General features: G+C 42.4%; 23 protein-coding genes and 1 riboswitch. Of the genes, 18 read left to right on the top strand and 5 right to left on the bottom strand.

The window, feature by feature from the left end:
- The first annotated feature begins 2 nt into the window (after positions 1-2).
- The 6 genes from AC4E96_RS07735 (at position 3) to AC4E96_RS07710 (ending at position 7,818) form a co-directional block, all read left to right on the top strand.
- Positions 3-83: a laccase domain-containing protein gene (locus AC4E96_RS07735; RefSeq protein ID WP_490255427.1), complete on the top strand. Its 81-nt coding sequence runs from the start codon at positions 3-5 to the stop codon at positions 81-83.
- Between the two features lie 102 nt (positions 84-185).
- Positions 186-2,768 carry an ATP-dependent chaperone ClpB gene (clpB, locus tag AC4E96_RS07730; protein WP_490255407.1) on the top strand — a complete coding sequence of 861 codons (2,583 nt, stop codon included), beginning with the start codon at positions 186-188 and terminating at the stop codon, positions 2,766-2,768.
- A 176-nt stretch (positions 2,769-2,944) separates the two neighbouring features.
- Positions 2,945-3,766 (top strand): ABC transporter ATP-binding protein, encoded by an 822-nt coding sequence (locus AC4E96_RS07725; RefSeq protein WP_490255406.1) that lies wholly within the window; start codon positions 2,945-2,947, stop codon positions 3,764-3,766.
- On the top strand, positions 3,763-4,797 hold the full coding sequence (locus tag AC4E96_RS07720) for a FecCD family ABC transporter permease (protein ID WP_490255405.1): 1,035 nt from the start codon (positions 3,763-3,765) through the stop codon (positions 4,795-4,797). Before AC4E96_RS07725 ends, AC4E96_RS07720 begins: the two co-directional genes overlap by 4 nt.
- 140 nt (positions 4,798-4,937) lie before the next feature.
- A complete protein-coding gene (locus AC4E96_RS07715) occupies positions 4,938-5,741 on the top strand; it encodes a helical backbone metal receptor (protein WP_490255404.1) in 804 nt (267 codons plus the stop codon).
- A gap of 58 nt (positions 5,742-5,799) precedes the next feature.
- A riboswitch (cobalamin riboswitch) is annotated at positions 5,800-5,899 on the top strand.
- A gap of 47 nt (positions 5,900-5,946) precedes the next feature.
- Positions 5,947-7,818, top strand: coding sequence for a TonB-dependent receptor domain-containing protein (locus AC4E96_RS07710; RefSeq protein WP_490255403.1), 1,872 nt, complete (start codon positions 5,947-5,949; stop codon positions 7,816-7,818).
- Positions 7,819-7,966: 148 nt separating this feature from the next.
- On the opposite strand, the gene AC4E96_RS07705 is transcribed toward AC4E96_RS07710, so the two are convergent.
- Positions 7,967-10,501 (bottom strand): PilZ domain-containing protein, encoded by a 2,535-nt coding sequence (locus AC4E96_RS07705; RefSeq protein WP_490255402.1) that lies wholly within the window; start codon positions 10,499-10,501, stop codon positions 7,967-7,969.
- Between the two features lie 157 nt (positions 10,502-10,658).
- On the opposite strand from AC4E96_RS07705, the gene radA reads away from it, so the two are divergent.
- Entirely contained in the window at positions 10,659-12,023 is a 1,365-nt protein-coding gene (gene radA / locus AC4E96_RS07700; protein WP_488033586.1) for a DNA repair protein RadA, read from the top strand.
- 1 nt (position 12,024) lies between these two features.
- On the opposite strand, the gene AC4E96_RS07695 is transcribed toward radA, so the two are convergent.
- Both AC4E96_RS07695 and ettA read right to left on the bottom strand, forming a co-directional pair.
- Positions 12,025-12,387, bottom strand: coding sequence for a PilZ domain-containing protein (locus AC4E96_RS07695; RefSeq protein ID WP_488033587.1), 363 nt, complete (start codon positions 12,385-12,387; stop codon positions 12,025-12,027).
- A gap of 206 nt (positions 12,388-12,593) precedes the next feature.
- Complete coding sequence (gene ettA, locus AC4E96_RS07690) at positions 12,594-14,258, bottom strand: energy-dependent translational throttle protein EttA (RefSeq protein ID WP_488033588.1); 1,665 nt, start codon at positions 14,256-14,258, stop codon at positions 12,594-12,596.
- A 176-nt stretch (positions 14,259-14,434) separates the two neighbouring features.
- On the opposite strand from ettA, the gene AC4E96_RS07685 reads away from it, so the two are divergent.
- The 10 genes from AC4E96_RS07685 to AC4E96_RS07640 all read left to right on the top strand — a co-directional run bounded on the left by AC4E96_RS07685 (position 14,435) and on the right by AC4E96_RS07640 (position 23,001).
- Positions 14,435-15,541 (top strand): response regulator transcription factor, encoded by a 1,107-nt coding sequence (locus tag AC4E96_RS07685; RefSeq protein ID WP_490255401.1) that lies wholly within the window; start codon positions 14,435-14,437, stop codon positions 15,539-15,541.
- A 129-nt stretch (positions 15,542-15,670) separates the two neighbouring features.
- A complete protein-coding gene (glyA, locus tag AC4E96_RS07680) occupies positions 15,671-16,927 on the top strand; it encodes a serine hydroxymethyltransferase (RefSeq protein ID WP_488033590.1) in 1,257 nt (418 codons plus the stop codon).
- Positions 16,928-17,007: 80 nt separating this feature from the next.
- Positions 17,008-17,508 carry a transcriptional regulator NrdR gene (nrdR, locus tag AC4E96_RS07675; RefSeq protein WP_488033591.1) on the top strand — a complete coding sequence of 167 codons (501 nt, stop codon included), beginning with the start codon at positions 17,008-17,010 and terminating at the stop codon, positions 17,506-17,508.
- Between the two features lie 18 nt (positions 17,509-17,526).
- A complete protein-coding gene (ribD, locus tag AC4E96_RS07670) occupies positions 17,527-18,669 on the top strand; it encodes a bifunctional diaminohydroxyphosphoribosylaminopyrimidine deaminase/5-amino-6-(5-phosphoribosylamino)uracil reductase RibD (protein ID WP_490255400.1) in 1,143 nt (380 codons plus the stop codon).
- Between the two features lie 45 nt (positions 18,670-18,714).
- A complete protein-coding gene (locus AC4E96_RS07665; protein ID WP_488033593.1) occupies positions 18,715-19,365 on the top strand; it encodes a riboflavin synthase in 651 nt (216 codons plus the stop codon).
- Between the two features lie 24 nt (positions 19,366-19,389).
- Positions 19,390-20,499: a bifunctional 3,4-dihydroxy-2-butanone-4-phosphate synthase/GTP cyclohydrolase II gene (gene ribBA, locus AC4E96_RS07660; RefSeq protein ID WP_490255399.1), complete on the top strand. Its 1,110-nt coding sequence runs from the start codon at positions 19,390-19,392 to the stop codon at positions 20,497-20,499.
- An 86-nt stretch (positions 20,500-20,585) separates the two neighbouring features.
- Positions 20,586-21,050, top strand: coding sequence for a 6,7-dimethyl-8-ribityllumazine synthase (ribH, locus tag AC4E96_RS07655; RefSeq protein ID WP_488033595.1), 465 nt, complete (start codon positions 20,586-20,588; stop codon positions 21,048-21,050).
- Between the two features lie 10 nt (positions 21,051-21,060).
- Positions 21,061-21,480: a transcription antitermination factor NusB gene (gene nusB / locus AC4E96_RS07650; protein WP_488033596.1), complete on the top strand. Its 420-nt coding sequence runs from the start codon at positions 21,061-21,063 to the stop codon at positions 21,478-21,480.
- Between the two features lie 27 nt (positions 21,481-21,507).
- The gene (gene thiL, locus AC4E96_RS07645; protein ID WP_488033597.1) at positions 21,508-22,485 is read left to right on the top strand and encodes a thiamine-phosphate kinase; all 978 of its coding nucleotides are present in this window, start codon (positions 21,508-21,510) and stop codon (positions 22,483-22,485) included.
- Between the two features lie 3 nt (positions 22,486-22,488).
- Positions 22,489-23,001 (top strand): phosphatidylglycerophosphatase A family protein, encoded by a 513-nt coding sequence (locus AC4E96_RS07640; RefSeq protein WP_490255398.1) that lies wholly within the window; start codon positions 22,489-22,491, stop codon positions 22,999-23,001.
- Here AC4E96_RS07640 and AC4E96_RS07635 read toward each other — a convergent pair.
- Positions 22,981-23,769 carry a chemotaxis protein CheW gene (locus AC4E96_RS07635; protein WP_490255397.1) on the bottom strand — a complete coding sequence of 263 codons (789 nt, stop codon included), beginning with the start codon at positions 23,767-23,769 and terminating at the stop codon, positions 22,981-22,983. The genes AC4E96_RS07640 and AC4E96_RS07635 overlap by 21 nt on opposite strands.
- A gap of 183 nt (positions 23,770-23,952) precedes the next feature.
- Positions 23,953-24,792: a CDP-diacylglycerol--serine O-phosphatidyltransferase gene (gene pssA / locus AC4E96_RS07630; protein ID WP_490255396.1), complete on the bottom strand. Its 840-nt coding sequence runs from the start codon at positions 24,790-24,792 to the stop codon at positions 23,953-23,955.
- A gap of 81 nt (positions 24,793-24,873) precedes the next feature.
- Here pssA and AC4E96_RS07625 point away from each other — a divergent pair, with 81 nt between their 5' ends.
- Positions 24,874-25,329, top strand: a complete 456-nt coding sequence (locus AC4E96_RS07625; protein ID WP_490255395.1) for a DUF4124 domain-containing protein — start codon at positions 24,874-24,876, stop codon at positions 25,327-25,329.

Raw genomic sequence — 25,329 nt, 5'->3', positions numbered from 1 at the left:
AACTGCACTATTATTCATACCGAAGGGATGGCGTCTGTGGCAGGATGGCCAGCTTGATTTGGTTAAAAGGTGATATTTCTTAATAGGTTAGTAAAAATAAATTAATATTTTGCTGATTTTAATATTGAAAAGGCTGCCTCTAGACCTAATTTAAAAGGTAACTAAATTACTTATCGAGGTAAGCGATGCGTTTAGACAGATTAACCAATAAGTTTCAGCAAGCTATCGCTGACGCGCAATCGTTAGCAGTAGGGCGAGATAACCAATATATCGAGCCAATCCACATACTCCACTCTCTGATTAATCAAGAGAATAGCTCGATTATTGCCATTTTAAATCACGCGAGTATCAATGTTTCTGAGTTGCGCTCGAAAGTCTCTCGTGAACTTGAAAAAGTACCAACTGTTACGGGGATTGCTGGTGATGTGCAATTGTCTCGCGCTACAGCGGCGTCTCTGAATGTCTGTGACAAAATTGCTCAAAAGCGCAAAGACAAATTCATCAGTAGTGAAGTGTTTTTACTTGCTTTGATTGAAGACAAAGGGCCGGTAGGTCAAATTCTCAAACTCATTGGTTTGACAGAAGCTAAGGTCGAAGCGGCCATTGAAAACCTTCGTGGTGGTCAAAAGGTTGAAAGCCAAAACGCGGAAGAGACCCGTCAAGCGCTTGAGAAGTACACGGTCGATTTAACCGAGCGTGCCGAGCAAGGTAAGCTAGACCCGGTCATTGGCCGAGATGAAGAAATTCGTCGTACGGTGCAAGTTCTGCAGCGCCGCACCAAAAATAATCCGGTTTTAATTGGTGAACCTGGTGTTGGTAAAACCGCCATTGTAGAAGGGTTGGCGCAACGCATTATTAATGGTGAAGTGCCAGAAGGTTTAAAAAGCAAACGCGTACTGTCACTTGACTTAGGTGCGTTAGTTGCGGGTGCTAAATATCGTGGTGAGTTCGAAGAGCGCTTAAAATCGGTGCTTAATGAGCTGGCCAAAGAAGAGGGGCAGGTGATCCTCTTCATCGATGAAATCCACACTATGGTTGGAGCCGGCAAAACAGATGGTGCGATGGACGCGGGTAACATGCTGAAGCCAGCTTTGGCTCGAGGTGAGTTGCATTGTGTTGGCGCAACGACACTAGATGAATACCGTCAGTACATAGAAAAAGACGCTGCTCTTGAACGCCGATTCCAAAAAGTACAGGTTGATGAACCAAATGTGGAAGACACGATTGCAATATTACGTGGCTTAAAAGAGCGCTACGAAATCCATCACTCTGTTGATATTACAGATCCAGCCATTGTTGCTGCGGCGAGTTTGTCGAACCGCTATATCAGTGATAGACAATTGCCAGATAAAGCCATCGATCTGATCGATGAGGCTGCATCCAGTATTCGCATGCAAATCGATTCCAAACCAGAGGAACTCGAGAAACTAGAGCGTAAGATCATTCAGCTCAAGCTTGAAGATAATGCACTGATCAATGAAACCGACGAAGCGAGTAAAAACCGTCAGATGTTGATTCGTGACCAAATCAATGAAATGGACAAAAAGTACAATGAGCTTGAAGAGGTTTGGAACTCTGAGAAAGCAGCATTGTCAGGCACCCAAACGATTAAAGAACAACTAGAGCAAGCGAGACTCGACTTAGATGTCGCACGCCGAGCAAGCGACTTGCAGCGTATGTCTGAATTGCAATATGGCCGTATTCCAGAGTTAGAAAAACAGCTCGATTTGGCATCTCAAGCAGAAATGCAGGATATGGAATTATTGCGAAACAAAGTAACCGAGTCTGAAATTGCTGAAGTGCTGTCTCGCTGGACAGGCATTCCCGTCAACAAGATGTTGGAAAGTGAACGAGATAAGTTGCTACAAATGGAAAAACAACTGCATACACGTGTGGTTGGGCAAAGCGAAGCGGTAGATGCGGTCGCCAACGCGATTCGTCGTTCTCGTGCTGGGCTATCGGATCCAAATAGACCCAACGGCTCATTTTTGTTTTTAGGTCCAACAGGGGTTGGTAAAACAGAGTTAACCAAAGCGCTGGCGCATTTTCTCTTTGACTCAGAAGACAACATGGTTCGAATCGATATGTCTGAGTTTATGGAGAAACATTCTGTTGCTCGATTAATTGGTGCACCTCCAGGTTATGTTGGTTATGAAGAAGGCGGATATTTAACGGAAGCGGTTCGTCGTAAGCCTTATTCGGTGATTCTGTTAGATGAAGTCGAAAAAGCACATCCAGATGTTTTCAATATTTTATTGCAGGTATTGGACGAAGGTCGATTGACGGACGGCCAAGGTCGTACTGTCGACTTCAGAAACTCGGTCATCATCATGACATCGAATTTAGGTTCCGACTTAATTCAATCCAGTTATGCCAAAGAGGAAAACAGTTACGAGTCAATGAAGTCAATGGTGATGGAAGTAGTAGGGCAGCACTTTAGACCGGAGTTTATCAACCGTATTGATGATACGGTGGTATTCCACCCTCTGGACCATGAAGAGATTCAACACATTGCTAAGATTCAGTTAAATGGTTTGGAGCGCCGTTTAGCAGAACAAGATGTTGAGCTTGAGCTATCTGAAGCGGCGATGGCACAAATAGCAGAAGCTGGCTTTGACCCGGTATTTGGGGCTCGACCTCTCAAACGTGCGATTCAACAACACGTTGAAAACACGTTGGCACAATCACTTCTGTCAGGTGAAATTAAACCAAAAGACAAAGTGACGATGGATGTTATCGAAGGTAATTTTGTCATTCGGACTAATTAGTCTAAGTGCACAAATTAAAATAGTAAAACGAGGAGCCTGTCTCCTCGTTTTTTATACAATTAAAAGCGCAAAAGTTGAAATTTAAAGGTGGTCGTGGGTTAATACCAAGATAACAGAACTTTTGAGTGATGGTCATAGTGCCAAAAAGCAAGCATCCCATTTTTCAGTGCACCAATTTGACGTATCAAATAAACGGTTACGATATTCTCACTGACGTCAACTTAACTATTCCAAGAGACAAATTAGTGGGTATTGTTGGGCCTAATGGCGCAGGAAAAACGAGTCTCTTGAAACACCTTCAAGGAAGAGTCAGCCCGACAAGTGGCCAAGTGTTATGTGATAATGAAAATGTCGCGAATTTATCACTCCAGCAACGCGCTCAAAAAATTGCTTTTGTTTCTCAGCACAATCCACTTGTTTTCGAACTTCCAGTTATTGATGTCGTCAAATCTGGCCGTTTGCCTTACAGTAAGTTTTTTTCGTTTTCGAGTACCCAAAAAGAAAATCATTTAGTTGAAAAAGCGCTGCGCAAGTTTGAGCTTTGGGACAAACGTTTTCAGTCATTTGATTCACTGTCCGGTGGCGAACAGCAAAGAGGCTATTTGGCGCAGGCATTCGTCCAAAATGCCGAGGTGCTATTACTCGATGAGCCAATCAATCATTTAGACATTAAACACCAGCTCAGTATTTTGGAAGAACTAAAAAAGCGGACTCAGGCGACAATCTTAACCTTACATGACTTAAACTTAGCCCTGAGTTTTTGTGAACACCTTATTATCTTGCACCAAGGGAAAGTACTGGCTGCTGGCGAGCCCGAATTGGTCTTAAGCAAAGACAATATTGCCAAAGCTTTTGGTGTGTCAGCTACGACGTTTACGATGTCAGAGTCTGACAGCGCCTCTGACATGCCTAATGGGTTGAGTACTCAAGACCGTGTGGATGTGAAACCTAAAGCTAAGGTATTGTCCTATCAGCTGCTGGAGACCCCTCATCCATGAAACAAAAAACCTTGAAACAAACAAAGTTGGTAGGAACAAACACGTCCCGAAAACTAGGTTTTATGAGTACGGCCATATTGATATTGATGGTGGCGATTTTTATCGGGGTCGCCTTTGGCGCGGTTAATTTTACAATGGCTGACACAGTAGCGTGTTTGTTTAATGAATGTAAAAACTCATCACAAGGGCTCATTTTTTGGGAATTGCGATTACCACGTGTATTAATGGCTATGGTAGCGGGAGGTGGCTTGGCTGTCGCTGGAGCGTTATTACAAAACAGTACGAACAATCAACTAGCCGACCCGTATTTATTTGGAATTGTTTCGGGGGCTGGCTTAGGAGCTGTGCTTATCGTTGCCCTTGGAATTGAGTGGGGGGAGTACGGACGAGCGATTGGCGCTATGTTAGGGGCGCTGCTTGCCGTTACTTTAGTGGTTCAGGTGATCATAAAAAATGCGTTACATAAACCCGAACATCTTATTTTGGCAGGTGTTGCAGTTTCCTTCATGTTAGCGGCCCTGATGCACTTTGTTCTTTATATCGCCGACCCACTCGCTGCAAATCGCATTATTTTTTGGCTGATGGGCAGTGTTGCAACTGCTTCATTGAGCACGGTAATGGCTGTTGGTTGTGTTATAGCAATTGTCATTACCATCGTATTACTTATGCGTGAACGAGTTGATGCTATGTTATTAGGAGACGAACAAGCCATGTCACTCGGTGTGGATGTCCGGCAGGTTCGATTTTTATTACTGATCTTTACTGCGTTAATGACTGCCGTTATTGTCGCGTTTTGCGGTGGTATTGGCTTTGTTGGCCTGATGATTCCCCACATTGCTCGCCGTTTTGTCGGCGGTGCAACTAAGAGCCTAATCCCTGCGTGTTTCTTATTGGGCGGCGGTTTTTTGGTTATCGTCGATTTGATTGCGCGAGTTTCACTCGAGAACCAAGAAATGCCTTTAGGCGTCATTACGTCGGCATTGGGCAGTGTATTTTTCTTACTTATTCTAAAAAGTCGTCACCCTAAATGATCAAAATGCGTATTCAGTTAATAAGATTAACAAAACATATTCGAACATCAGCTGTTGCTTTTATAAAAACATATTTAGCGCTCAGTGTGTGTTTGTTAATAGGTGGGGGAATATCACCATCATTTGCAGAGTCTCCCACTTTGTCCACCCACGCAAATACGGCTAATGATACAAATCAGCGCATTATTGCGTTAGCACCAAACATCGTGGAAATACTCTTCGAGCTTGGAGTCGGCGAGCAGATCGTGGGGGTTAGCGAACATACAGATTTTCCTGATGCTGCCAAAACCATACCCACGGTAGCTAATTACCTAGGGATTCAATTGGAAGCTGTGGTTCAATCTCAACCCGACTTAATTATCGTTTGGGAAGGAGGGACCTCTGACCGTGATATTCAAAAATTAAAGTCGTTGGGCTTTCACATCCATACTTTTTCTGCAAATTCGATAAATGAGCTTATAAATCAAATTAAAAACCTCGGTGTTCTGGTCGGAAAAGCTGGGCAAGCTCAACGACTTGTCAGTAAATTACAAGAGCAGCACCAGGCGCTAGAAACAACAAAAGTCACTTTGTCCAAGTCCAAACGCGTTGGTTTTGTTGAAATTTGGCCTGCACCTCTAACCTCTGCCGGTGGAAAAACGATAATAGGTCAAGCGATGAAGTATTGTGGCCTGACAAATATTTTTGAAAACGCTGGTAATACATACCCACAAGTCTCTCTAGAAAAAGTGTTGGTCGCTAAACCAGACGTCATTATTCAACCCGTTTCCCTATCAAACCCGACCGAAACCAAAGATTGGTCTCAACTAACCATGATACCGGCTGTTAAAAGCCAAGCTGTCATTCAGCCTAATAGTGACGCATTGTTTCGATGGGGACCTAGATTGCCTTCTGAAATTCAAAAAATGTGCGAACAAATACAAAAAGTTATAAAGACTAAGTAGAGCAAATAAACTAATTAGGGTATAAGAGTCCTGCAATTGTTTAATTCGCATTTGCTAGAATAAATCGCAAAGAAAGTGTCCAGGAAGTTGGTGTGAATCCAACACTGCCCCCGCAACGGTGAATTAAGTCCGGAACTGCCATTTTCTTTAAGTCCAATCGCTTCTATCGAAGCCAAAAGGTGCGGCGGGCACCAAAGGAAAATAAATGAAAAATAACACTATCGCGGTCTTGGTGACTGCGGGTCTCAGTGCATCTGTATTTGCACCAATCTCAATCGCCTCTGCTTCTGATAACTCAGCGTCTTTACTGGAACAGCAAGATTCATTGGAAGTAATAACGGTCACTGCCAATCGGTATCAGTCTCCATTATCTCAGTCCTTAGCAAATCAAACGGTCATTGATGCCAGTGATATAGCTGCGTTAAATGCAACTTCGCTAGGTGAGGTGCTCACTACTGTTGCTGGGTTTGACTTATCTCAAACGGGGGGCCGTGGCCAAGCGGCGTCCTTGTTCTTACGTGGAAATAATGCAAGCCACACGCTGTTTTTATTAAATGGGGTCAAGCTGACTTCTGCAACCTTAGGGCTAGCTGAATTTCAAAAACTATCGGTTTCGAACATTGATCGGATAGAGATTGTTAAAGGGCCTAGAGCTGCTGTGTGGGGCTCTGAAGCCATTGGTGGTGTGGTTAATGTAATTACAAGGTCAGATGTTGAAAGCACAGTGCTTAACGCTGAATTAGGCAGTTTTAATCGCAAGCAAGTCAGTTTGTCTACTGGCATAGAGCACGGTGATGGCCATTCAAGCATTTTGATTGACCACGAACAAAGTGACGGTTTTGATGTGTTAGGTGATAGCCAAAATGAAGAAGATGGTTATCGCTATAATTCTTTTGCAATTAATGGTTCACAATCGTTAAGCGATGAGTTATCAGTCAATTGGTTAGCCAATTTTGATCGTGGTCATAGTGAATACGACTCGTTATTTGGCGGCGCTGATCAGGCCAAACACAATAATCAACAATTGGCTTTTGGCATCGACTATCGGCTAAAGAAAAACGTAATAACAGTTGATTTATCTAGACTGGTTGATGATGCGAGTACCTATTTTGTAGAGAGCAACACTCATCAGGTCGTTGAAGGGAGTCAAATTAAAACGGAACGAAATACTGTATCCGCGACAAACTTATACACAGCCACTAAAAACCTTTCTCTATTTGCTGGTTTTGACCTAACAAAGGAGCAGGTGTCTGGATTGCAGACCTTTACTCAGAACGACCGTTCTATTACCGCTGCATACGCTCAATCGAATTACCAGTCAGCAAATTGGTTATTTGAAGGTGCTTTGCGATACGATGATGTAGAGGATGTCGACGCTGAACTGACCTACAATTTAGCGCTTGGATATAATACGACTGAGTCGGGTGTAACCCTGAACTTAGGCACAGGCTTTAAGACGCCGACATTTAATGATTTATATTGGCCAGAAGATGCGTTTTCAAAAGGAAACGCTGACTTAGAGTCGGAACGCTCACGTAACATCGAGTTGTCGGCATATTATCACTTTGAAAAAGTGAAGTTAGCAGCGAGTGTCTTTCAAAATAAAGTGGACAACTTAATAGAGTGGCTTCCTGATGCGAGTTTTATTTATCAGCCTCAAAATGTAAATTCAGTCACGATTAAAGGCTTAGAGTTAGGTGTTCAAGGGCAATTTGGGAGTCTGAATCACAACCTGAATCTTACCTTGATTGACCCCAAAAATGATGTGACAGATGAGACACTAACATTACGCGCTAAAACTCGAGCGAACTATATTCTTAACGCTCAGATCACTGATAGCGTGTCTAGTACAGTAAAAGTAAGTCATGTCGGTAAACGCGAGCAAAAGTCATGGGATGGCTCGGTTACGACACTTAAACAATATACACAGTTCGACTTAAATGGCCATTATCAATTAGACGAAGATATCGCTGTTAGTTTAGGCGTCAAAGATGCTTTTGATGAACAACAGCCTTCTGCCGTTGGTTATCAAGCCGCAGGTCGCCGAGTGTCATTATCAACGACAGTTAAGTTCTAATTTATAAAAACTAAATAAATTTGCAGGAAAAAAGCCGTAAAGTGCAGTGCCCCAATAAAGCGGGCTCATTTCTGGCGGTAATAAAGGCCTGACTTCGATTTTGTATCGGATTCAGGCCTTTACGTATTATAACGCTGATAAGCCAATGTTAATTTCGAGTCTCATTGAGTAACTTGAGCTTTAAAGTTTCTTGTTTCGCAATGCGTTCAGGTGATATCCCTAGCTGCAACATGACCTCTTCTGAAATATCGACCATATCGACCACACCGATGACACTCCACAATTCAGTTTCTACCTCTTTTGCTTTGTGCATCGCATAATGATGGATGTATTTTATCTCACTGCTAACAAATTTCATGTCAGGTCGACCGGTCTTGGATAAATAAAGCCTAAATGCCAAAAAGACATCTTTAGAACTGGCTGCCTCAACAAAGCTTTCCAACATATCTTGGGCTAAAAATTGATCGCCAAAATAGCAAACAAAGCTTTTTTCGACGGTATCTTGGTTAGGTCGAAAACGAATGTATAAGTCCAACTCGTGAGGCCGGTGAGTTCGTTCCATTTTGTTTATGATGTCGGCATAGACATTTGTGACAGCGTGGTCTTTAACCAAAGGGTATAAATTGATAGCGTCTTTGTCATTGCCAAATTTTGACATGAGGTGATGTAGTAGGTTGGCTTGAGGACCTTTGCCCACCATACTGACATCATATTTTCCGTGATCCTTGTTGATATACATCGCCATATTTTTACTGTGTTTTGCAAAAATATTTCGCAACGCCTTCGAAAGGCCAGGATATTTACTTTCAATTTTAGTTGGCGTCAGCTTATTGATGTTTTGGCGTATAAGCTTGTAGAAAAACTTGCGTCCTTGATGGCCACCCCGAGGATCGTAAACTTTCAAATTCATAACGGTTTTATCAAGTGATATCGCCATTACTTCATAAGCAAGTTTGTCGAGTTTGTACTTTTGCGTCACTTTTTGAAAGTCAGGTAAACCCAAAACGATAATGTCGCCCTTTTTATACGGGGCTTCTTGTTCGGTGACGACTTGTAACCCATACGTTGAAATGTCTCGACTCGTGGCTTTTATTTGCCCTTCATCCTCAGGCAAATTTATCAAAACATTTGTTTTATAGAGATATCTGTCTTCACTTCTAAGGTTAACGTAATCAATGGTTTCAACGCCAATGTTGATGTATTGCTTTAGTTTTGGGTGACTGAATTTTTTTAGAAGCTGAAGCTGAGCGCGGTCGTACTGATAACATGATTGATAGTTTTCAGTCGATTTTGTGTTTTTTAAAGGCGTAAACGTCACGATGTAGGTCAGGTTTTTAAGTAACCCCTGAACCTTTGGTGATGGTGGACGGTTTAGTTTTTTGATTTCTTTACTAGCACTATCAGGAATAGACAAAGGCAAATAAGAATCTTCCGAGCTTGCCTGTGCTAATTGCAGCTTAAAAACGTTCCAGCTGTCCTTACGACTGCCAAAACCTAAAAATAATGTTCTAAGCTCAGGGTGACTATTTAACTCTTCAGACGTGGCGCTGTAAAAATATAGTTTGCCTGCTTTCGCATGAGTAAACGAGTACAGTAAGGTTTGCTTAATTGGGCCTGGCTGTTTAGCTAGGCGAGCGATTCGTTTTTGGCTAAGGATTTGTTGAAAAACAAGGTTTTTATTTTCATCGCTGAAGTGTCCCAACACACTGCGGTTGTTTTCTGTAGCCAGCGCTAAAGTCGGCAAAAAGCGCTCTTTTATGTGTCGCAAAAATACGGGCAGTGAAGTGACACGAGGTAAATAGTATTGTTCATATCCCTTTACCGTTACAGCCTCAAGCGTGTTGTCGAAGTTCACTTTATAACGACGCTTGTTACCATTAATAAAGTTGTTTAAAAACTCATCAAAGGCTGCAATATCCTCTTTGAAGGTTCGTTTGGCGCGGATGTATTTGTGTGTTTCATTAATCTCGTCCACACCCACAATTTCGTATTGAATGCCGTCTTTTAATCCCAGTTCGAACTCTTGTTCTAAGCCAGTTAGATAAATTGCAATTTTTTGACCGACAGAAGCTGGTTTACTTTTAGGGATTTTAATTTTTATCCCACCCACGGATAGGTCACTACTTACCGCTTTTAACACGTTGCCCAAACCGAACTGTATTTCAACAGAAATACTAAAGTTCATTCGCTCTTCATTGCGGATGCCGTAGTGAGTAAATTCGACGGTCTTGCCTAAGTATGCTTTACTTGGGCCCTCAGGCGCGGAAGATGCCACTGCAGATGGTTTGTCTTTTTGTTGCTGTGCTTCAATGCGCTCTTGTTGTTCTTTTTTGTGAAGTACGCGGTGATTATTTTCCGCGTTCATTACCGCTTCATATACACCGACTGTATATTGACCAAACTTTTCGGTTTGAGCTTCAAATATTTGACGGCCAATTTCGTCTAGGTAATGAGTTTTGTCATTGTATTCGTATGGTTCGGGATCGCCGACGACATGGCCACGCAAATCCAATAAACGGCTGCTAGGTTGGGCCAATCGTTTTAACTCCATTTTGATCAAAAATTGTTTGGCTTTAGGTACATCTGCGGCCTTTGCTTTAAACACTTTGTCAAAATTGGGTTGATTCACAACTGATTTTAGTTCTTCAATTAATGAATTGAATTCCTGAAGTTCAGTAGACATATACGGGGGTTATCCCTCTTACTAAAATAAATACTTAAAAGCATGCAATTGCTCATTTATAATCAAACACTTCTCAGCGAGTACGATGAACAATAATAGAGACTCGTCATCAAATTAAGCAACTAATGTGCCACGGTTTGGTACTAAAGAAGGTGTAATGGCAAAAAGTAAAACAGCTTATGTATGTAATGATTGTGGTGCTGAGTTTCCTCGTTGGCAAGGTCAATGTAGTGAATGCCGCGAGTGGAACACCATTACAGAAATAAAATTAGCACCTAAATCAACAAAAAGCGCATCTCGCTATGAGGGGTATGCAGGCCGAGTTGAAAACAAAGTCCAGACTCTAGACAAAATTGATTTGCAGGAGCTACCGCGTTTTAGCAGTGGTTATACAGAGTTTGATAGGGTACTTGGCGGTGGTGTTGTACCTGGGTCTGCCATTTTGATTGGTGGTAGTCCTGGTGCTGGTAAAAGTACGCTGTTATTGCAAACCATGTGTTACTTGTCTGAGCATATGACGACGTTATATGTCACCGGTGAGGAAAGCTTACAACAAGTTGCGATGCGCGCCCATCGACTGGGGTTGCCGACAAATAAACTAAACGTATTAGCTGAAACGAGTGTTGAAGCGATATGTACCCATGCTGAAAACTTAAAACCACAAATCATTGTCGTAGATTCAATCCAGGTAATGCATGTGGCTGATATTACCTCTGCACCTGGTAGCGTTTCGCAAGTTCGTGAGGGCGCTGCGTTCTTAACGCGCTTTGCAAAACAAAATAATATTGCCGTGTTAATGGTTGGTCACGTAACCAAAGATGGTACGTTGGCTGGGCCAAAAGTACTAGAACACTGTATTGATGCGAGTGTAATGTTGGATGGCGATGCAGATGGTCGTTATCGAACCATGCGTGGTCACAAAAACCGTTTCGGCGCGGTAAACGAACTTGGTGTATTTGCCATGACCGACAAAGGATTAAAAGAGGTGAGTAATCCTTCAGCGATATTCCTTAATAGAGCCGATGGCGACTCAGCAGGGAGTTCTGTTACGGTTTTGTGGGAAGGTACACGACCATTATTAGTGGAAATACAGGCGCTGGTGGATGCATCTCAATTGGGTAACCCAAGACGTGTCGCAGTAGGACTAGAGCAAAACCGCTTAGCTATGTTGTTGGCCGTTTTGCATAGGCATGGTGGCTTGATGCTTGGCGATCAGGACGTTTTTGTTAACGTGGTTGGCGGTGTAAAGGTTACTGAGACCAGTGTTGATTTGGCCTTATTGTTGGCGATGGTATCTAGCTTTAGAGATCAGCCATTAGAGCGCGAGCTTGTGGTGTTTGGAGAGGTTGGTCTTGCTGGCGAAATACGTCCAGTTCCAAGTGGCCAAGAACGCCTCAAAGAAGCGGCTAAACATGGTTTTAAAAAGGCCATTGTACCCAAAGCAAATATGCCAAAAGAGGCAATTAATGGGATGAAAGTGATTGGTATTACTCGACTAAGCGAAGCTTTAGAACACCTTTAAGCTATTCTTCGAGCGTCAGATGTTCTAATTGGCGCTCGAGCAGTTCTGCATTTCCAGAGTTTAACTCAATAAGTCGGCGTAAATGGGTCATGCTTTCAATATCAATTTTTTGCCACTTAATTCCGATACTGTGTGGCTCACAATGCGCAACTTCACCCACCATATCTATATGAACATCAGAGCCTTGAAGTAGAAAATCTAACGAGATCGTTTTACCAACACAGTCCCCCAATGAATCAGGTGTGGATATTAGAGCGCCTTTTAAAGACAAATCTAAAATACTAGTATCAAAGGATTGTTGACCAATTGATAATGTTGCAGGAGTTGAAAATAATACTCGTGTGTAATGACGTTTATTGTCCATGATATTCCTAACTACAGTAAAAAAATACAACTGCTCTTTTACGAGATGAAAACCCATTAATATAGTAATAGCATGACATTGGTCGATTACAAAATATACAAGTTTAAATTGTAGGTGTTTGACATTTTTAATAATAACAAATCATTAGCTCTAAAATAAAAAACGCCGCAAAAGGCAGCGGCGTTTATATTGTCATTCAAGCTAGGTTATTTAAGTCGCTTGTATTTAATGCGATGAGGCTCGGCTGCATCAGCACCATAAGTCTGTTTTAGCCAGCTCTCGTACTCAGTGTAGTTACCTTCGAAGAATTCAATTTTACCTTCGTCGCGATAATCTAAAATGTGCGTCGCGATTCTATCCAAGAACCAGCGGTCGTGCGAGATAACCATTGCACTTCCTGGGAATGCCAATAAAGCATTCTCAAGAGCACGTAGTGTCTCAACGTCAAGGTCATTGGTCGGCTCATCGAGAAGTAAAACGTTGCCACCGGCTTTTAAGAGTTTTGCTAAGTGAACACGGTTGCGCTCACCACCAGACAGTTCGCCTATACGCTTTTGCTGATTAGAACCTTTGAAGTTAAATCGACTCACGTACGCACGTGATTGAACCTCATAGTTACCAACTTGAATAATGTCTGACCCTTCAGAGATTTCTTCATAGACGGTTTTGGAGTCATCCATGCTGTCACGGAACTGATCAACAGAAGATAAGCTTACTGTTTCGCCAACCGTAATCGAGCCTGAGTCTGGCTTTTCTTCACCACTTAGTAACTTAAATAACGTTGACTTACCTGCACCGTTTGGACCAATGATGCCCACAATGCCACCTTTAGGAATGGTAAAGCTCAAGTCATCAATTAATACACGGTCACCGAAGCCTTTAGTAATATTTTCAACTTCAACGACTTTGTCACCCAAACGAGGACCAGGTGGAATGTATAGCTCGTTAGTTTCATTACGCTTTTGGAACTCTTGGTTTTGCATTTCTTCAAAACGAGCCATACGCGCTTTTGACTTAGACTGACGTCCTTTCGGGTTTTGACGAACCCATTCTAATTCTTGCTGAATTGATTTTTGACGAGATTTTTCTGCACGTTCTTCTTGTGCCAAGCGGGCTTCTTTTTGTTCTAACCAGCTTGAGTAGTTACCTTCCCACGGAATACCTTCACCGCGGTCAAGTTCCAAAATCCATCCAGCAACGTTATCTAAGAAGTAACGGTCGTGGGTAATGGCAACGACTGTTCCTTCGTATTCGTGTAAGAAACGCTCTAACCATGCAACAGACTCTGCATCTAAGTGGTTAGTAGGTTCGTCAAGCAATAACATGTCTGGCTTATCAAGTAACAGTCGGCAAATCGCCACACGGCGTCTCTCACCACCGGATAAATGTTCGATTTTGGCATCCCATGCTGGCAAACGTAATGCATCTGCGGCGACTTCGAGTTGGTTGTCTAGGTTGTGACCGTCTTTTGCTTGGATTATGGCTTCTAATTCGCCTTGTTCTTTCGCTAACGCATCAAAATCGGCACCGTCCATCGCGTACTCGGCATAAACTTCGTCAAGACGAGTAAGGGCATTTTTTACATCGGCGACGGCTTCTTCAACGACTTCACGGACGGTTTTTGACTCATCTAAGACTGGTTCCTGTGGTAAGTAACCAATGTTAATACCAGGCATTGGGCGTGCTTCACCCTCAATTTCAGTGTCGAGGCCAGCCATAATGCGAAGAAGGGTAGATTTACCCGCACCATTTAAACCTAACACACCAATTTTGGCACCAGGGAAAAAGCTTAAAGAAATATCTTTTAAGATAGTTTTCTTTGGTGGAACCACCTTGCTCACACGAGACATGGTGTAGATAAATTGAGCCATTTTTTCTCTGCCTATCATTTTTTTAAGTTGTTCTAATTTGTCCGCTATTGTAGTTTAGTAGGCTGAATAATGTCTACATCGGCCCTAAAAAACCTACAAGTATTTAATAGTTTGCAGAATTAAAATTCGAGTCTACCATTTTTAGAGGCCTACATATTTTTAGAGGTAAAATGCGAATGCAACAAAAGAAAACAATATTGGTTGCCGACGACGATAAAGGTATAAACCAATTATTGGTAAATGCATTAGCTCAAAAGTTTAATGTCGAATCTGCGTTTTCTGGTCAGGAGACGCTATCTTTTTGTACGACCCAACAGCCAGACCTAATTTTGCTTGATGTGAACTTAGGCGATATTGATGGTCGAGAAGTGTGTCGCATCATTAAGGCCGATTATGGTGATCAGGCGCCGTTGATTATTTTTGTTTCAGCAGATGACGGCCAAGACAACATAATAAGTTGTTTTGAAAATGGTGCGGACGACTTTATTGCCAAGCCAATTTCTCCTGTCCAAGTTGTTGGTAAAGTCGAAGCTTTATTAAAATACGACACCCTCATTGATAGCTTACAGAGCAAAAGTGCGGAACTAACCGACTTAGTGACGACAACCATGTCACAAGCCTCGAGTTATGGTCAGTCTTTGCAAATGGTAAAACAGCTCAACCATTGCAACTCTGAAGAAGAGATTGCAGACGTGGTGTTTGGTTTTCTTGGCTCTCAAGGCTTGCATGCGGCGATTTATTTCACTAAAGAATCTGAATCACTATGCTTTGATCAAAAATCCAAAGTGTGTTCGCCAATTGTAAGAGAAGTCTTCGAGTTAGCTCATAATAAACAACGAATCAAAAAGCTAGGTGGGCGCTTATTAGTTTCTGATACTCATTGCTCTGTTTTAGTAATGAATCCTCCGGCAGATGAAAGTGACCAATACAGTATTTTTATCGACATAATTGCCGTTATTATCGAAGCCCTAGAAGCCCGTTATATTGGTTATTTACGAGAGCAAGAACTACACGTTCTTAACTCTGAGCTGTCTAGCGTTATTTCTCAGTTGTCTGTTGATATTGAGAGCGTTAGGAAAGATCGGCAAAAGCTAATGGATGACATCATCATGCAGATTGGCCTCAGTTTTCATCAACTTGATCTTACCATTGAACAAGAAGAGTATTTTACCAAGTTAATGGAAGAAACTTTGCTAAACCATGACCAGAACAACGATGTTTTGATGACACTACAGGACAAGCTCAAATCTCTAGTATCAGAAATGAAAAGCTTGCTGAGTTAATCATTTAGCCTTTATAAAAGTAATCGAAATTAGTTAAAAAATCTCATTGTTAAGAGGTGGGCTTTTAGGCAATAAGTGCGTATTATAAGCGACTCATTCGTTTGTATTAATCAGTACTGAGGTGCACTTATGTTAACTCGTGATATGAATATCGCAGATTTCGACCCTGAACTATGGGCGTCAATTGAAAAAGAAACTCGCCGTCAAGAACAACACATTGAATTGATTGCGTCTGAGAATTACGCCAGCCCACGAGTTATGCAAGCGCAAGGCTCACAGTTAACAAACAAATATGCAGAAGGCTACCCAGGTAAGCGTTACTACGGTGGTTGTGAGTATGTTGACGTTACTGAGCAACTAGCTATCGATCGTGCAAACGAGCTTTTCGGTACTGACTATGCAAACGTTCAACCACATTCAGGTTCGCAAGCTAACTCAGCGGTTTTCCAAGCGTTATTAAACGCGGGTGACACTGTATTAGGCATGAGCCTAGCACACGGTGGTCACTTAACTCACGGTTCTCACGTAAACTTCTCTGGTAAGACATACAATGCAATTCAGTATGGCTTAGATGAAGCAACAGGCGAAATCGACTACAAACAAGTAGAAGAATTGGCCGTTGAGCACAAGCCTAAAATGATCATCGCGGGTTTCTCTGCTTATTCAGGTATCGTTGACTGGGCTAAGTTCCGTGAAATTGCAGACAAAGTAGGTGCTTACCTATTTGTTGATATGGCACACGTTGCTGGTTTAATTGCTGCGGGTGAATATCCTTCTCCTGTACCTTATGCACACGTAATTTCAACAACGACTCACAAAACGTTAGCTGGCCCACGTGGCGGTCTTATCATTTCAGGTGCTAAAGACGAAGACTTATACAAAAAGTTAAACAGCGCAGTTTTCCCTGGTGGTCAAGGCGGTCCTTTGTGTCACGTTATTGCTGCTAAAGCCGTTGCGTTTAAAGAAGCACTTCAGCCTGAGTTTAAAGCATACCAACAACAAGTTGTTAAAAATGCTAAGAAAATGTGTTCAGTTCTTCAAGAGCGCGGATACAAGATTGTATCTGACGGCACAGACAACCATTTATTCTTAGTCGACCTGATTGACAAAGACATCACAGGTAAAGACGCAGATGCAGCATTAGGCAAAGCGTTTATCACTGTTAACAAAAACTCTGTACCTAATGACCCTCGTTCTCCGTTTGTTACTTCTGGTTTGCGTTTAGGTACGCCTGCGGTAACTCGTCGCGGTATGAAAGAAGCTGAAATGGAAGAGTTATCAAACCTTATCTGTGACGTTTTAGACGACATCAACAGCGAAGAAAACCTAGCACGAGTAAAAGAACAAGTAATCGCGTTGTGCGAACGCTTCCCAGTTTACGCGTAAGCTATTTATTCCCACAAAACCTGTGGTAAACTGAAAAGCCGTGTTTAATCACGGCTTTTTTGTACATACAGGAAATCGATATGCATTGCCCCTTTTGTTCGGCCACAGAAACTAAAGTCATCGACTCTCGACTAGTAGGAGGGGGCTCACAGGTGCGTCGACGCAGAGAGTGTAATCTATGCAATGAACGCTTTACTACCTTTGAAGGTGCCGAACTTGTCATGCCTAAAGTCGTTAAACGCGACAAAAAGCGTGAACCTTTTAACGAAGATAAAATGAGTGCCGGAATTCTCAGAGCGATTGAAAAACGTCCTGTCAGCACCGAACAAGTTGATCAACTCATTTTAACTATCAAAAAAGAAATTCGAAATACGGGTGAGCGCGAAATTACCTCAGAATTTATAGGCAACTTGATAATGGATGGGCTAGTTTTATTAGATAAAGTGGCCTATGTCCGATTTGCATCCGTATACCGCTCTTTTGAAGATATCCGTGAGTTTGGTGAAGAAATCGCTAAGATTGGTCAACAAGCGGATAATAAAAAAGAATTAAAAAGCCGTCAGTCCAAACTGTTTGAATAACAAAATAAAAAACACCTAATGAACCCAATTCAAGACAATGAGTACATGGCTCAAGCTATTGTACTTGCCAAAAAAGGCCAATACACCACGACACCTAACCCAAACGTAGGTTGTGTTATTGTTAAAGACCATCAAGTGATTGGTCAAGGTTGGCATAAAAAGGCTGGCACAGGTCATGCTGAAGTCAATGCGTTAGCGCCTCTAACACTTGAACAGACAACCGGAGCCACGGCTTACGTGACATTAGAACCGTGTAGCCACTTTGGTCGTACGCCACCATGCGCGTTAAGGTTAATTGAGGCTAAAGTATCAAGAGTCGTCGTCGGTATGCTTGATACCAACCCACAAGTCGCGGGCAATGGCATAAAAATGTTGGAGGAAGCGGGTATTGTCGTTGACCGTAGTGCATTAGAACAAGAATGTAGAGCGCTCAATCCAGGCTTCTTTTCTAGAATGGAAAAACAAAGGCCTTTTGTTCAAGTAAAGCTCGCAGCGTCATTAGATGGAAAAACCGCACTACAAAATGGTCAAAGTAAGTGGATTACTGGCCCAGCTGCCAGAGCTGACGTGCAGTCTTTTCGTGCCAAATCTTGCGCAATTTTGACAACAGCTAGGACAATACTTGCCGATGATGCAAGTATGAATGTGCGCTCAGAACAGCTAAATTTTGAATACCCTTTAGATGAAACTAACACTCATATAAGACAACCTGTAGTGGTTGTATTAGATGGCAAAGCGAGAATCAAGCCAGAACAAGTTGACTCACTTAAGTTGTTTCAAACTGGTGCTAAAGTTATCTTGGTTCATGCTAATTCAAGTCAAAGTGAGCCATTCGCCGAACATATAAGTGAGCAAATAGTCACAGCTCAAGTATGTTATGACGCAGAAAGTGGCTTTGACTTAAAAGAAGTGATGACGTTATGCCAACAACAGCAATTCAATACCCTTTGGGTTGAAGCTGGAGGGAAATTGGCTGCTTCGTTAATGGAAGCCCAATTGACGGACGAGCTGATTATGTATTTTGCACCTAAAATATTAGGAAAGCATGCGCAAGAAGTGTTACCGATAGGCCCTTTAAGTTCTATGGCAGACGCGAAAACGCTGACGTTAACTGATAGCCGCCACGTAGGCGATGATATCAGGCTGACTTATACACTCTGATTTACTCAGACTTCAATCATAAATACTCAACGAGAAAGGTTAAACGTGTTTACAGGAATTATAGAAGCCACAGGTCATATCTCTGCTATTAATAAAATGGGCGATGACATTCAAGTTGAAGTGTCGACCTCCACGCTTGATTTCTCGGATGTGAACCTTGGCGACAGTATCGCTACAAACGGCGTATGTTTAACGGTTGTATCTTTTACCGATAATAGTTTTAAAGCCGATGTGTCGCTAGAAACGATTAATAACACAGGGTTCAAATTTTATGGGCCCGGACAAGCAGTAAACTTAGAAAAAGCCATGTTACCGACTACCCGTTTTGGTGGTCACATGGTCAGCGGTCACGTTGATACCGTCAGCTACATACAAAATGTATATGATAACGGCCGAGCCAAAGACATTTGGTTGTCTATACCTAAAGAGTTACAACGCTATTTCGTTAAAAAGGGCTCAGTCACCGTCGATGGAATAAGCTTGACGGTCAATGACGTGACAGATGGTCAAATAAAGTTGACGATAGTCCCACATACATTTGCACAAACCACCCTTGCAAATATACGTTCGGGTGATGCAGTTAACCTCGAAGTTGATATAATAGCCCGATACGTAGAGAATTTTGTAGGTCAGCAATCGAGCTCCTCTGGCGTCGATATGTCATTGTTAGCACGTGCTGGCTATCTAAAAAAATAATCCCACCGATAAATTGGTACCTATATGAAATTAAATACACCAGAAGAAATTATTGAAGATATTCGTCACGGTAAGATGGTCATTCTTATGGATGATGAAGATCGAGAAAATGAAGGTGATCTGATCATGGCGGCGGATATGTTGACGCCTGAGCACATTAATTTCATGGTCACTCACGCTCGTGGATTGGTATGCTTACCAATGACGGAAGAGCGCGCACGCTCTTTAAACCTTGGCCTAATGGTCGACAATAACAATGCGCAGTTTGCTACTAACTTTACCGTTTCAATCGAAGCAGCTGAAGGCGTTACTACTGGTATTAGCGCAGCAGACCGCGCTAGAACAATCCAGGCAGCGGTTGCACCAAATGCAAAACCAGCTGATATTGTTCAACCGGGTCACATTTTTCCATTAATTGCTAAGCAAGGCGGTGTATTGACTCGAGCTGGTCACACTGAAGCTGCGGTTGATTTAGCCCGTTTGGCAGGCAGAACGGACGCAGGTGTTATTGTCGAAATTTTGAACGAAGATGGAACAATGGCTCGCCGTCCTGATTTAGAAGTTTTTGCAGAAAAGCACGACTTAAAAATTGGCACGATTGCAGATCTAATCGAATACCGCAATTTAAATGAAACAACGGTTGAACGCATTGCAAAATGTAAGATCCCGACTAAATTTGGTGAATTCGAATTAGTTACGTTCAAAGACACAATTGATGAACAGCTTCACTTTGCAATGGTGAAAGGCAACCTTGAAGAGCAAGAGGCGCCATTAGTTCGCGTACATCTACAAAATACATTTAGTGATTTATTATTATCTGACCGTTCTGTAAGTCGCAGCTTTGCGATTGATGATGCGCTTGAGAAAGTCGCGAAAGAGGGTGGTGTTTTTGTTTTACTTGGCAAGCAAGAGTCGACCAATGAATTGGTTAATCTTGTTAAGCGATTTGAGGCGGAAGATTCGGGTGATAATTTACCTCCGGCGAAGTGGTCAGGTACATCGAGAAATGTTGGTGTAGGCTCACAAATTTTGGCTCAGTTAGGTGTACACAAAATGCGCCTACTGAGTTCACCTAAGAAGTATCACGCACTATCGGGCTTCGGTTTAGAAGTTGTCGAATACGTAAGTGAATAAGTGTACTGCGCGAACTGCTAACAACATTTCGAATGTTGTGGTATTATCGCGCAAAATTTTTTAAAGAATAGAAATAAGGTTTACGAATGAACGTCATCGAAGGCAATTTTCGTGCGACAGGAAAAAAATTCGCAATAGTTGTATCTCGTTTTAATCACTTTGTAGTGGACAGCCTTTTAGAAGGCGCAGTCGATGCTCTTGAAAGACACGGTGAAGTTAATCAAGACGATATCACCATTGTTTATGTGCCTGGTGCGTACGAATTACCACTTGCAGCGAAAAAAATCGCAAAGCGTGGTGACGTTGATGCAATCATTGCCATAGGTGCGGTAATCCGTGGTGGCACGCCTCACTTTGATTTTGTTGCAGGTGAGTGTAACAAAGGTCTAGCACAAGTATCTCTAGAGACTGACATCCCAGTTTCGTTTGGTGTGATCACAACTGATAGCATCGAACAAGCTATCGAGCGCTCTGGCACAAAAGCCGGCAACAAAGGCGGTGAAGCTGCTCTTGGTGCGCTTGAAATGGTTAATGTGTTAGCACAGATTTAAGGCGTTTAAAATGAAACCTGCAGCAAGAAGAAAGGCCCGTGGCCTGGCCGTTCAAGCTATCTACTCTTGGCAAATTAGCCAAAACCACGTTAGCGATATTGAACAACAATTTTTACTTGATAATGACGTTAACAAAATTGACGTTGAATTCTTCAAAGAAGCAATCCGTGGTGTAGCCGCGCACTACAAAGAGCTTGATACTGCATTGATGCCTTATACAGAGCGTCCATATGAAGAAGTTGACCAAATCGAAAAAGCCATCATGCGCTTGTCAGCTTTTGAGTTAAAGTTCCGCTTAGACGTACCTTATAAAGTTGCAATCAACGAAGGTATCGAACTTGCTAAAAAGTTTGGTGCAGATGACAGTCATCGCTTTGTAAACGGTGTTCTTGATCGCGCTTGTAAAGACTTACGCATTCCACTTCAGTAGCCTTAGATACTTCTAAAGGAATTGGTTATGAAAGAGTTTGAGCTTATTCAAACTTACTTTACTGACCGTGGTCCGCAACGAAAGGATGTTGTGCTAGGCGTCGGTGACGACGCCGCATTGACAAAGATGCCGCAAGATATGCTGCTCGTCGTTGCGACAGATACCATGGTCGAAAATACACACTTTTTCAAAGACGCAAGCCCTCGCTCCATAGGCCACCGCTGTTTAGCGGTTAATTTGAGTGATTTTGCGGCAATGGGCGCAGAACCAGCATGGGCCTCTGTTGCATTGACTTTACCGTCTGTCGATGAAGAGTGGGTAAAAGAATTCACCGAAGGCTTATTTGAAATTGCCGAGTATTACAATGTCCAAATCATAGGTGGTGATACGACGCAAGGTCCACTGGCGGTGAGTGTGAGCCTAAAAGGGTTTGTCGCTGAGGGTAAGGCTTTGCTTCGTAGTGGTGCGAAAGCCGGTGACTGGATATATGTAACTGGCCAGCTTGGTGACTCTGCGCTAGCCGTAGAGGCAAAGCTCGGTAAGCAAGACATCAGCTCAGATGTACTCAAGTCAGTCCAGCAGCGTTTTGATTATCCCGCCGCACGCATTGCTGCAGGGCACGTTTTAAGACATGCTGCTACGTCTGCCTTGGACATAAGTGATGGTCTTATTCAAGATTTAGGGCATATCATTAAAGCTTCTAATGTATCTGCACATATCAACGTAGAAACGGTTCCGGTTTCACCGGTTGTTCTTGAAGCATTAGGTGAAGACAAAGCACTAGAGCTGGCATTGATGGGCGGTGAAGATTATGAATTACTCTTTACGGTTCCTGAAGAGCAAAAAGGTTACTTAGAGCTCAATGCAACGGCAATGGGAATTAACTACACCTGCATTGGTCAAATGAAAGGGAATGCCAATGGCACGCCAACTATTTGTCTAACCAAACATGGTGAGCCTTACGACTTAGATCGAAATCAAGGCTTCCAGCACTTCTCGGAATAATTTATGAGCCAATCTGCTGTACCAGCGAGTCGTTTCAATTTGTGCAATCCAGTCCATTTACTCGCGACTGGTTTTGGTAGTGGGTTAGCTCCGGTAGCACCGGGCACTTTTGGTACGATTGCTGCCATTCCATTCTATTTGATGTTTGTTTATAGCCCGTATGTGGCGTTTCTGGCATTTACCATTTTGGTTTGTGTAGTAGGCTCTTATATTTGCGGTAAAGCCGCGGCCGATATAGGTGTCCATGATCATAAAGCAATTGTATGGGATGAATTTGCGGGGATGTTTATCACTCTTTGTTTTGTGCCATTTAGCTGGACAGCTGTGATTCTCGGCTTTGTATTATTTCGCTTTTTCGATATTGTGAAACCTTGGCCAATCAGTTATTTGGACAAACATGTGCATGGCGGCTTAGGCATCATGATAGATGATATCGCCGCCGGTTTGGCTGCTGGCGTATGCCTGTATTTTTCTCTGCCTTATGTTTCGGAAAACTTAAGCAATTTGTTCCTGTAATTGCTGGCTAAACAATGACTTGGTCTCAATGATCAGACTGTGTTTGTTGTCCACTTGAATTAACCCTTTGAGCATGGATTTGGTTTCTTGGTCCAAGTCAAATCCTGTTGCCGTTACCGTGTCTAGTGATTTGATATCGCTTTCATCCACATGGATATTATCTTTTACTTTGTCGACTAATAGCCCAACGTGCGGATTTCGACCATCGACCGTTGTAAACACGATAATGGGTTTGTAGCCAACTTCTACTTGTTCTATTGCAGAGTCAAAAAGTCGTTCAAGTCTATTTATCACGGTACTCTTATTTTTTGTCCACTTATCGCAGCTCGCATTCGCAAACTCATCGTAAGTTTGGAAAAGAGTATCTTTGACGCGATTTAACAACGTCGACAAATCTTCGTCGTCTGATTCAAAGTCGCTCAACCATTTTGCAAAATTAACGTGCTCATGGGTTGCCCCAGCATGCGTAAGATTGATGGTCGCACCTTGTTCATAACTTAGGGCATTTAACCAACTTTGGCTTTGTTGTTTTAGTTCATTGAGTTTACTAATTACCGCCTTGTTTTGAGTATTAGTCGAGTTGTGATTGAGGATCATACCTAAATCAAAAATAGGTACAGGTGTTCCCATGAACTCTCGAACGCCGATGAAATTTGGGTTGTTATTTGGAACTTCGGTTAAGTCATTATTAAACTGCTCGGTTAATAATATGTCTAAAATGGGTAGGGAAATTGTCTTGGCACCCACTTGAAAGTTAACTAAATCCATTGAGTTGTTCCCACGTTTGTCATACTTAGCTAATAGTTAGTAGCGGTTTGTTGATTCTATAGCATATTATAACAAGTGGTTTTGCGCCAATAGTGCAACACAAATGTAAGCCGTAATATTTGTAACAATTTTATAGAACGGCTTTGCGAGTTAAGGAAAAGCAAATAATTGAAAAAGGAGAGTTTATTTTTCTTTAGAGTCCGGTGTTTGTTTTGATGATGGTGCAAAGTCAGCATCATCATTGGGAGCTGAGTCAACATCATCGAAATCGGCGTCTTTGTTTCGTTCTACTATGTCTTCAATTTTCATCGACTTGATTCCGATTATAGGACCACTTAGGCCATAGACGATAAAGACGATAAATAACACCTCAGCAGGCCTTGCTGCCACCAGAACAAAGGCAAGGACGATAACTAATAGCCCTAAAAATGTATTGGTATTTCGCCAGTCAATTTCTTTGAAAGCGCTGTATCTAAAGTTGCTGACCATTAATAGGCCCATCAGAACAGTTGTTATCGCTATCGAATATTTGAGGATATCACCCGCTAAAGAAAACTCTGTGGCAACCCAAATTCCACTCGCAATAATTGCGGCGGCGGCAGGGGAGGCAAGTCCTTGAAAATAGTTTTTGGGCCCATCGCCAGTCTGAGTGTTAAATCTGGCAAGGCGCAATGCGGCACATGCTACATAAATGAAGGCCGATAACCAACCCAGCTTTCCGAGGTCTTGTAGTGCAAAATTATAGGCAAGTAGGGCTGGTGCGATACCAAAGGACACGATATCGGCCATGCTGTCATATTCGGCGCCAAACGCACTCTGAGTATTAGTCAGCCGAGCAACACGACCGTCTAAACCGTCGAATATCATCGCAATAAAAATAGCAATTGCTGATGCTTCAAAATGACCATTCGTCGCAGAGATAATGGCATAAAAACCTGAAAACAAACCCGCTGTTGTCAGCAGGTTTGGAAGTAAATAAAACTTCTCGGACGAGGTACTTTGTGAAGAATTTTGCTGAGACATTAAATTTTCTTTTATTTTCTAGTCAAATAAGGATATAAAAGTACCATATCATAGAAAAAAGAAAGACAAAAAGAGGACGGCATGAGGTTTTTAACCATTTTAACAGGGTTGTGTTTGGTATTTCTTTCAGACATTGCCATTGCCAAAATCCAAAAAATCAAAGTTTATCGCTGGATAGATGACAATGGTGTGGTCACATTCAGCGAATACCGACCTAAAAACAGCGACTATGTCGAGCTTGAAGTAGAAGGCGACCGCGTTCGCACAACGGCCAGAAAAGCAGGGAATGACACCGTTGAAGGTGAAAACTTGGGGATCAATGTTGGCGGTGGCAGTGATGCAGTGGAAGAGCTTAACTCTCAAGCCGAGCAATACTGTAGTAAAGCCAAGCACAACATTAAGGTACTAGAGTCGTTTAAAAACGTACGAGTTTTGGATGACAAAGGAAACCCTAAAGTATTGACCAAAGAGGATGTCGCCGAACAGCGCAGTCTTGCGAATCGTCAAATAGAACTGTTTTGTAAGAGCCCAAGCTAA

Source organism: Psychrosphaera sp. (genome assembly GCF_982872775.1).
The sequence above is the reverse complement of the archived record's forward strand: the minus strand, read 5'-3'. Positions and strand labels throughout refer to the sequence as shown.